Origin of the sequence: Glycomyces salinus, from assembly GCF_016428645.1 — a bacterium.
Classification (GTDB): domain Bacteria; phylum Actinomycetota; class Actinomycetes; order Mycobacteriales; family Micromonosporaceae; genus Glycomyces; species Glycomyces salinus.
Genome location: NZ_JAELXW010000122.1, coordinates 20,654 through 27,011, shown reverse-complemented (window position 1 = coordinate 27,011; position 6,358 = coordinate 20,654). Strand labels below are relative to the sequence as shown.

At 68.0% G+C, this 6,358-nt stretch carries 6 protein-coding genes; 4 read left to right on the top strand and 2 right to left on the bottom strand.

Annotation, left to right across the window (positions count from 1 at the left end):
* Positions 1–168 precede the first annotated feature (168 nt).
* From JFB92_RS22530 to JFB92_RS22520, 3 genes are all read left to right on the top strand, one after another.
* On the top strand, positions 169–882 hold the full coding sequence (locus tag JFB92_RS22530) for a FadR/GntR family transcriptional regulator (protein WP_199043873.1): 714 nt from the start codon (positions 169–171) through the stop codon (positions 880–882).
* Between the two features lie 950 nt (positions 883–1,832).
* Positions 1,833–2,486, top strand: coding sequence for a DUF4360 domain-containing protein (locus JFB92_RS22525; RefSeq protein ID WP_199043872.1), 654 nt, complete (start codon positions 1,833–1,835; stop codon positions 2,484–2,486).
* Positions 2,487–2,776: 290 nt separating this feature from the next.
* Positions 2,777–3,466 carry a DUF4360 domain-containing protein gene (locus tag JFB92_RS22520; protein ID WP_233163693.1) on the top strand — a complete coding sequence of 230 codons (690 nt, stop codon included), beginning with the start codon at positions 2,777–2,779 and terminating at the stop codon, positions 3,464–3,466.
* Positions 3,467–3,596: 130 nt separating this feature from the next.
* Here JFB92_RS22520 and JFB92_RS22515 read toward each other — a convergent pair whose 3' ends face one another.
* On the bottom strand, positions 3,597–4,277 hold the full coding sequence (locus JFB92_RS22515; RefSeq protein WP_199043871.1) for an alpha/beta fold hydrolase: 681 nt from the start codon (positions 4,275–4,277) through the stop codon (positions 3,597–3,599).
* Positions 4,278–4,340: 63 nt separating this feature from the next.
* The gene (locus tag JFB92_RS22510) at positions 4,341–5,348 is read right to left on the bottom strand and encodes an EamA family transporter (protein WP_199043870.1); all 1,008 of its coding nucleotides are present in this window, start codon (positions 5,346–5,348) and stop codon (positions 4,341–4,343) included.
* Positions 5,349–5,443: 95 nt separating this feature from the next.
* On the opposite strand from JFB92_RS22510, the gene JFB92_RS22505 reads away from it, so the two are divergent.
* Positions 5,444–6,352, top strand: a complete 909-nt coding sequence (locus JFB92_RS22505) for a LysR family transcriptional regulator (RefSeq protein WP_199043869.1) — start codon at positions 5,444–5,446, stop codon at positions 6,350–6,352.
* Positions 6,353–6,358 lie beyond the last annotated feature (6 nt).

The window sequence follows — 6,358 nt, the reverse complement described above, 5'->3', positions numbered from 1 at the left end:
CTGCCACGGCGGCGACAACCAACGCTGGAACCTCGCCTGAGCCCAGGCTCCCCTCACACAGGAGGCCGCCCGGGTGTGCCCAGCGCCGCCCGGGCGGCCCCTCCCAAGACACCGACAAAGATCGGATGAATCTTGCAGATGAGAAGAGACTTCGGCGATACTTGCCCAATGTCCCGCACCGACGATGTCATCGACGGCATCAAGCACATGATCCTCGAAGGCGAACTCCGCCCGGGCGAACGGCTGCCCGTGGAGAAGGACCTCGCCGAGACCCTCGGTGTATCGCGCGGCTCCCTCCGCGAGGGCGTCCGCGCGCTGTCCATCCTCGGCGTCCTCGACACCCGGCAGGGTGACGGCACCTATGTCACGAGCCTCGACGTCACCCGCCTGCTGGCCCCGATGGGATTCGTCGTCGACCTCCAGGGCGAGGGCCAGGTCGGTCATGTGCACGCCATCCGGCGCCTGCTGGAGTGCGAGGCGGCCCGGCTGGCCGCCACCGCCATCACCGACGCCGCGCTCGACGAGGCCAAGGCGCTGCTGGAGGAGGCCGAGCGGATCCTCGACAAGACGCCCGAAGAGCACGAGCGGGTGATCGAGATCGACATCGCCTTCCATCGCGTCATCGCCACCCACACCGGCAATCCGGTGCTGGTGGGGATGATCGAGGCGCTGGCCAGCCGCACCGTCCGCGACCGTCTCTGGCGGAGCCGGCGCGAGCAGGGCGTCGACCGGCGCACCCATGAAGAGCACGTGGCCATCTGGCGGGCGCTTCGGGATCGCGACCCCGAGGCGGCGCGGGTCCGCATGGCCAACCACCTGCTCGGAGTCGAGGATTCGCTGAGCGACCTGGGCGCCGAGCGCGAGGCGGGCCGGGAGCGCTGACCCCGCGGTCGGCGGTGTAACCGCAGCATCCACTGCTGACGCCAGCCGGTCGACTCGACCAGGATCGAGACCGCGACGATCGACATCGCGGGGACTGACCATCCGCCCAGCACGGCGATGAACCAGACGACCGGGAACGCGACTATCACGGCCGGAACGAGCCGCACGTACCACCGCCGCGAGAGCGTGCAGAGCACCAGCGGACTGCCCACGGCCACCAGATACACAGTCGCCGATCCGATCCATCCGAGGGGCCAGAAGAGCGGACCGCCGGGGTCGTCGTAGTGGACCGCGGCGACGAGGAACGTGCCGATGACGGTCGAGGCGAAGACCACGGGCCACACCAGCAGGCAGAAGAGGAGTGAAAGCCCGTTGACCGGTTGCGGCCCTCGGCGTCGGGGTGCGAGCGGGGCGGCGTGGAAGTACGGGGGAGGCTGCGCGGGTGAGTGGTTTCCGGTGGTCATCGTTCTGTGTCCCTCGCGTCGGAGCGGTCGCTTCCGCAGGCTCCCGCGAGAGGGGGCGCGATCGCGCGTTCCGCTCGTTCCATGGAGAGGGCACCTGCTGACTTGAACGTGTTCAATTCGAGAGTCTAGCAGATTCCTGAACATGTTCAAATGATAATCGCTCCGGGCCGCCGGACGACGGCCGCCGAGTCGAAACGCCCGGCCGGTCGCTTCCTGTCGAACGCGCCTCGCATATAGCCGGGAATCGATTCTATTAACTCCCTTATCACCCTTATGTGAATTTCCTCTGCTACTTGACTATTTTGTAACTTATGGCTATACCTAAATGTACCGATTGTGATCGCGTTCTGCGGCGGCTCTCGATCCATCCTCGAGAATCCCGGTGAGCGCTCCTCCATCTGATGCTCGGTGTCGTCCTCATTGCCGGTCCCTCAGTCGAAGTCGAATGGCCGACACCGCTCTCCCGTAGCCCAGAAAGTGATTCCAATGAAGGTCTTCCGAAAGATTCCGCTGCTCGCCGGGGCCGTCGCCCTGGTCGGAGCCATGTCGTCCGGTCCCGCGGCGCACGCGGACCCCGAATTCACCGGCGCTCCCGGTGGGACGATCACCGTCGACGTCGTCACCGTCAACGGCTCCGGCTGCCCCCAGGGCAGCGCCGACGTCTCGGTCAGCGGGGACAACACGGCCTTCGCCGTGACCTACGACCGGTTCCAGGCGGAGGCCGGCGGTAGCACCGACATCGTCGATTCCAGAAAGAACTGCCAGATCAACCTGGCCGTGAACATCCCCTCCGGGTTCACCTACGCGATCGCCAAGGCCGATTACCGCGGGTTCGGGCACCTCGAGTCCGGTGCCGCCGGCATGCAGCAGGCGAACTACTACTTCAGCGGCAGCCCCGAGACCACCACCTCCAGGCACGAGTTGGACGGCCCGTTCCACGGCGGCTGGAGGTTCACCGATGCGACCGCCGTGGACGAACTCGTATACAAGCCCTGCGGTGAGCGTCGGAACTTCAACATCAACGCCGAACTGCGGGTGAGCGCCGGCGACGACTCCGGGCGACGGAGCTTCATGACGATGGACTCGACCAGCGGCAGCGTCGAGACCGTGTTCCACTTCGCCTGGAGGCAGTGCGGTTGAGGGGCAGCCGGGCCGGGAAGCCGCATCCATTGTGCGCCAACACGAAGCATAAAGTGGATCGCATTTTGGCATTTATCATTTCAAAGATCATCTTTACGGATCTATTGACCTATTCGGGCAAAATCGCTATACCTATATTTATGGATCGATAGGCCCGGACAAAATCCGACGGGCGCCGATCCAGCCCGCGGGCCGGCACCCGGAGCGCCCCCATCGCTCCGCTACCCCATTCCGCGGGGTAGTTCCCACCGATCCCTATGCCGCAGTTCTGCGCGCGGCATCGACCCCCCATGACCCAGAAAGGGATCCAGATGAACCTCCTTCGCAAGACAACGCTGCTCGCAGGGGCATTCGCCCTGGCGGCGGTGATGGTCACCGCCATCGCCAATCCGGCGTCGGCTGAACGGCACTTCATCAACGCGCCCGACGACCAGATCATCATCGACATCGCCACCGTCAACGGATCCGGTTGCCCGGCGGGAACCGCCGCGGTCGCCGTCAGCGAGGACAACACCTCGTTCACCGTCACCTACAGCCATTACCTGGCCCAGGCGGGCGGCGACTCCAGTCCCATCGACTTCCGCAAGAACTGCCAGCTCAACTTGATCGTGCACGTCCCGCACGGATTCACCTTCGCGATCGCGAGGACCGACTACCGCGGATTCGCGCACCTCGAGCCCGGTGCCAGCGGCATGCAGCGGGCGAGCTACTACTTCACCGGTCAGTCCCAGACCGCCAGCTCGACCCATGTCCTGCCGTCCCCCTACAGCGACAACTGGCAGTTCTCCGACGAAGTCGAGGCGCCCCAGCTCGTTTACCGCCCGTGCGGAGAGGAGCGCAACTTCAACATCAACACCGAGCTCCGGGTGGGTGCCGGCACCGACCGCGATCTGCTGAGCTTCATGGCGATGGACTCGGTGGACGGCGACATCGAGTCCGTCTACCACTTCGCATGGCAGACCTGCCCCGATGACGAATAGGAGCGGGTCCGCGGCTTGACGACGCGGCTCGTCCGCGATTCGGTGTCACAGCCGCCGAGCCGTGGGAGCCCGCCGCTCTCGGTGGACCTCGCGAGCTGAGGTTCGCTCCGGCGGCCGGCTCCCGCGGTGCTCAGCGCTCCGTCCAATACCGGTCGAGTCTCTCGGCCAGCTCGACCGGCCGCCCGAGGGCGACCATGTGGCCGCCGTCGATCTCGTCGGGGACGATGCCGAGCCGCTCGGCCACATGCGACCGGGTGAACGCCGGCGGAAAGCACCGGTCGTCGCGGCACAGGAGATACCGGGTCGGAACGTCGGGCCAGGCCCGCAGCGGAACCGGCTCGTTCCAGCTCTTGCCGCTGTGCTCGCGGTCGTGCTCGGCCGAGGCCGCGACCAGGTCCTCGCGCACGCCGTTGTAGAAGACCTCGTTCTCGTCCTCTTTGGTGGAGAAGGAGATGCCGAGATCGTTGTGGCCGGTGGCGCTCCACCACTCGCCCGGGGACTCGCCGGGGCGGGGGATCATGCCCGCCACGAGCACGAGCATCTCCGCCGCGACGCGCGTGCAGACCACCGGGGCGACCAGCCCGCCGAAGGAGTGGCCGACGACGACCGGGTTCGACCGTCCCTCGCACGCGGCGACGACCGTGTCGGCGTACTCGGCGATGCCGTTCTCCGGATCCTCGATCGGAAGGTCCACGGCGATCACGTCGTGTCCGCGTCTGCGCAGCTCGGGTTCGACGAGGTGCCAGTCCCAGGAACTGCTGCCGCCGCCGTGGATCAGCACATAGGTCGCGGTCTCTTTCTCGGTTGTCATGTTCTCCTCCTGGACATCGATCGGCCTCCGGCCGTGGCAAGTATGCGGGCGGGCTCGGTCATTTCAGCGGTTCTGGGCTCTCTGGGGGCACTGTTCGGGGACCTGCGGTCTTCGTTCGCTCGGGCGGCGCGGGCGTTCGGCTCGGACCACGGCGGCCACGGCCAGGACGACCACGGCGCCGCCGACCACGGTCGGCACCGTCACCGCCTCAGAGAGGACCAGCGCGCCGAGGGCGACCGCGACCAGCGGATTGACATAGGCGTAGGTGGCGACCAGCGAGACCGACACGGTCTGAAGCAGCCAGACGTAGGCCGAGAACGCGACGCACGAGCCGAACACCACCAGGTAGACCCAGGCGGCCCACGAACGCGCGGAGTACGCCCCGAGCTCGAGCCGCTCGCCGCCGCCCAGGCCCGCGGCCACGAGGACGGCCCCGCCGATCAGCATCTCATAGACGGCGACTACGAACGGGTCGCGCGGCATCCTCAGGCTCGGCTGGTACCAGGAACCGAATGCCCAGGACAAGGACGCGAACAGCACCAGGCCCATCGTCCACAACGGGAAGCCGCCGTTCGCTCCGTTGGCGACGACCAGGAACCCGAGTCCGGCGAACCCCGCGAGAGCACCGAGGGACGTGGCGCGAGCGGGACGCTCGCCGGCCAGCCCGCGAAACGCCAGGACCCACAGGGGCACCGCCGCGATCAGCAGCGCAGTCAGGCCCGAAGGGGCGCCGCCGCCCTCGGCCACGGTCACCATCCCCTGCCCGAGCACCGGCAGCAGCAGTCCGACCGCCCCGCACGCGAGGAGCTCGGCGCGGCTCACCGCCAACCGGGACGGACCCTTCCGGACCGCCAGCACCGCACCGAGGAGCGCTCCGGCGACCAGGAAGCGCGTCCCCGCTCCCAGCAGCGGCGGCATGTCCTCGACCATGACGCGGATGCCGAGGTAGGTCGAGCCCCACACGAGGTAGACGATGCCGAGCGCGGCGGCCACCATGAGCGGCCCGGCCGACCTGCCGGCGGCCACCGCACCGTGCTCTCGGCTCTCGGCCGGTCGAATCGTCGTGGACATGGCATTGACGTTAGAACGGAAATGAAATCGAGAAAAGCGATTGTTTTCGATCAGGAACATCGCCATAAACGATCAATAGAGGTAGATTCGACGCCGTGGCACAGATCGAGCTGCGGCATCTGGCGGCGATGGCGGCCGTCGTCGACGAGGGGTCCTTCGGGCGCGCGGCGGCCCGGCTGCGCTATTCGCAGTCGACGGTGAGCCAGCAGATCGCCGCCTTGGAGAAGACGGTCGGCGGGCCGGTGTTCGAACGGCCGGGCGGACCCAGGCCGGTCCGGCTGACCCCGCTCGGGTCCGTGGTCCTGACCGAGGGCCGCCGACTGCTGGCGCGGGCCGACGAACTGGCCGAGTCCGTCGAGCGCTTCAAGGCCGGCGAGGGCCGCATCGACATCGGAACCTTCCAGAGTGTGTCCAACGTGATCCTTCCGTCCGTGGTCCGCCGGCTGCGCGACGAGCATCCCGGCTGCGAGATCCGGCTCTCCGAGGACGAGCCCGAGAATCCGCGCATCGGCGATCTCGACCTGCTGTTCTACGACACCGACCTCGAAGGCGACCTCGAGAGCCGCAAGCTGCTCGACGACCCCTACCTGCTGGTGGCCCGCCGCGGCGCCTTCCCCGAAGGGCCGGTTCCGGTTCGAGTGCTCGACGGGGCGCCGATGGTGGCGTGGCCGGCGACCTGCTCCCAACCGCGCCTGGAGGCGGCGCTCGCCCGCGGCGGCGTCGCACCGCGGATCGTGTTCCGCACCGCCGGCAACGACGCGCTGCTGTCGATGGTCCGAGCCGGGATGGGGCCGGCGGTGCTGCCGTGGCTCGCCGTGGACGGCGCCGACGCCTGGTCCGACGACCGCCTCAGCGTCCACCCGCTCCGACCGGCGCCCGCACCGCGGGAACTCCACCTGTACTGGCGGGCGGGGCGGAACCGCTCTCCGCTCGCGGCGCGAGCGATCGAGATCGCCGTCGACGTGGCCGCGCGGATCACCGAGCGCCAGGCGAACGGCGCCTGACCCGCT

Excerpts from the sequence above, each read along its gene's own strand:
- JFB92_RS22530 (WP_199043873.1), top strand. The coding sequence starts at position 169 with ATGTCCCGCACCGACGATGTCATCGACGGCATCAAGCACATGATCCTC.
- JFB92_RS22525 (WP_199043872.1), top strand. The coding sequence starts at position 1,833 with ATGAAGGTCTTCCGAAAGATTCCGCTGCTCGCCGGGGCCGTCGCCCTG.
- JFB92_RS22520 (WP_233163693.1), top strand. The coding sequence starts at position 2,777 with ATGACCCAGAAAGGGATCCAGATGAACCTCCTTCGCAAGACAACGCTG.
- JFB92_RS22515 (WP_199043871.1), bottom strand. The coding sequence starts at position 4,277 with ATGACAACCGAGAAAGAGACCGCGACCTATGTGCTGATCCACGGCGGC.
- JFB92_RS22510 (WP_199043870.1), bottom strand. The coding sequence starts at position 5,348 with ATGTCCACGACGATTCGACCGGCCGAGAGCCGAGAGCACGGTGCGGTG.